This is a genomic window from Streptomyces sp. NPDC054840 (genome assembly GCF_053611065.1).
Map to the genome: position 1 here is coordinate 277 of NZ_JBSGZP010000903.1, position 2,118 is coordinate 2,394.

Annotated in this window: 3 protein-coding genes and 1 pseudogene; all 4 read right to left on the reverse strand. The window is 71.7% G+C overall.

From position 1 onward, the window contains the following. A partial coding sequence (locus ACWGIU_RS35725; RefSeq protein WP_453712254.1) for a class I SAM-dependent methyltransferase occupies positions 1 to 493 on the reverse strand: 493 nt, incomplete at its 3' end. 323 nt (positions 494 to 816) lie between these two features. After that, positions 817 to 1,005, reverse strand: coding sequence for a hypothetical protein (locus tag ACWGIU_RS35730; protein ID WP_453712255.1), 189 nt, complete (start codon positions 1,003 to 1,005; stop codon positions 817 to 819). A 222-nt stretch (positions 1,006 to 1,227) separates the two neighbouring features. Beyond that, on the reverse strand, positions 1,228 to 1,767 hold the full coding sequence (locus ACWGIU_RS35735; protein ID WP_453712256.1) for a hypothetical protein: 540 nt from the start codon (positions 1,765 to 1,767) through the stop codon (positions 1,228 to 1,230). 60 nt (positions 1,768 to 1,827) lie between these two features. After that, positions 1,828 to 2,118: pseudogene (locus ACWGIU_RS35740) on the reverse strand (GNAT family N-acetyltransferase); the annotation flags it as partial.

Here is a 2,118-nt window from a genome sequence, read left to right on the forward strand (position 1 = left end):
CACGCGAGGACGCGATGGCCGTCGCGACCTGCTCGTAGAGGTGCGAGGCGTCGATGTGCACGAATCGGCAGCTCGCCGGCTTGACCTCGTCGGCGACGACCGAGGTGGGAGCCTGGATCAGCGTCGGCAGGGCCTCGTGGAAGGCCAGGTAGTTCGTCTCGAAGCCGCGCCGCGTGAGCGTGGGGTAGGACTCACGGTTCTCGGCGATGTTGGAGTCGTCCGTCGCGGGCGAGTCGAAGAGGTCGCAGACGGTGAACTCCTCACCGGGCCTGAGGTACCGGCCGAGAAAGATCGCGCTCTTCCCCATGAAGGCGCCGAGCTCCAGCAGGTCGCCCGGCTGCCCCTCGCCGCTGTTCTGACGCGTCAGGAACCAGTCGAAGAGCACCTGGTCGTACGCCGAGAACCAGCCTTTGACCTCGTCGTACGTGGTGGGGACGAGCGGGGCGGGCTCACCGTCAGGGGTCGTGACGGAAGCTTGTGAAACGTGCGACACGGAGAGTCATCCTCCAGCGAAGTGGCATCGGTCTTCACGCTGATACCCGGCCGGGTAACGGCACCCTAAGCCCTGAATGGGTTTGTGACGAGTGGTGAGCGGGATCGGCCTGTGATTACCTGCTCCGCCTGACCCGCGCCGTGTGCCCGGAGCTCGGTCCAGCGGCTCAGCCGCTCGATGACGGCGCGCCCGGACGTGCCGGGGCCGGCGGCGGTCGAGGGCAGGTACAGCGCCTCGTACCCGTCCGGGACGGGTCCGGGAAGCCCTCGGCTGCCGACAACTGCGGTGCGCGGCCGTTCAGATGCTGAGGTGCGGCGGCCGGGTCAGGCCGGTTCCTCGACCAGCCCGAAGCCTTCGGGGAACTCCCGCAGGAACGCGCGGCGCGCGGGATCACCCTCTTCTTCGGCCATCTTCCCGAGCAGGTCGAGGAATTCGCCGCGCTGATCGCCCGCCAGCCGGCTCAGTACGTGGCCCACCCACTCCAGCATTCTGACGGCGTCGTCCTGATCCATCTACTCGTCCTCGCAGCCCTCGATGAACCGGAGAACATCGACCAAGGCCTCCGCGAGCGCATGGGTCAATGAGGGGTATGCGGGCATGGACAGGACCTCACCAGGCGGTCTGCACAGTCGGTCGGGCCATCTCACCACACCCCACCGACACGCCCCGGGGCACCGGCCCGCTTCGTGGACACCGGCGCACCGCTCCGGCGGGTCACGCCACCGCACGCCGCTTCAGACCGCGGTGCCGCGGCGCAGGCGTTCGGCGGCCGCGTTGCGGACGCGGCGGGTACGGGCGTCGGTGGCCAGCAGGGTCAGGGCCTCGTACGAGGTCAGCAGGCGGGCGGCGGTGCGCTGGCACCAGTCGGAGGCGGCGGTGAGCTCCTCGGCGGACCAGGGTTCGCGGCGGGTGACGGCCTTGAGCAGGGTCCACTCCCGCAGCCGGCGCTCGGGGAAGGCTCGGCCGGCGAGGGCGGCGGCCATGGCCCGGGCCCAGGCGGGGAACTCCTCCTCGGCGAGCAGATGCGCGGCTCGCCGGTCGAGGTGCGTGACGACAGCGCTCTCGGCCATCACCCGGTCAGGATCGCGCAGCACGGCGGCCACGACCTCCGCCTCGGCCTGCGGGCCCGCGCCCGGGCCCGGCGCCGCGGCCAGGGATTCCAGGTGGCGGGCGTAGCGCCAGTGCTCGGGGGGCTCGTCGGCGTCGGGGGCGTTCACCGGGTCCCGCACCGGTATGCCTGTGGCGGGTCGCTTCTCGTCGTTTCCTCTCCCCATGGCATCCATTCCACACGACCTCCGTGAGCGGCCGGTGGTCAGGGTGCCGTCAAGGGCCGTTCAGCGGTGTGGGAGCAGCATCAGGGCCTCCGCACCGGCCGGTCGGTGGCCGGTGGCCTGGAAGGCCCGGATGCTGCGCGCGTTGCCGGTGGCCTGCTGGGACCAGACCGGCTGCCCGTCGGGGACGAGGACTCCCCCGGTGGCCGACCGGACACGTACGTCGGCACGGCGGCGCAGGGCTCTGCGGACCCGGGGGTGGTCGGGGTCGGTCGTCTCCACGAACTCCGGTGCCGGCCCGCCGGGCAGCGGGCCGGCGACGGTGAGCCGGTCGACGGTGTCGGTGCCGCGTCC

Excerpts from the sequence above, each read along its gene's own strand:
- ACWGIU_RS35735 (WP_453712256.1), bottom strand. The coding sequence starts at position 1,767 with ATGGGGAGAGGAAACGACGAGAAGCGACCCGCCACAGGCATACCGGTG.
- ACWGIU_RS35730 (WP_453712255.1), bottom strand. The coding sequence starts at position 1,005 with ATGGATCAGGACGACGCCGTCAGAATGCTGGAGTGGGTGGGCCACGTA.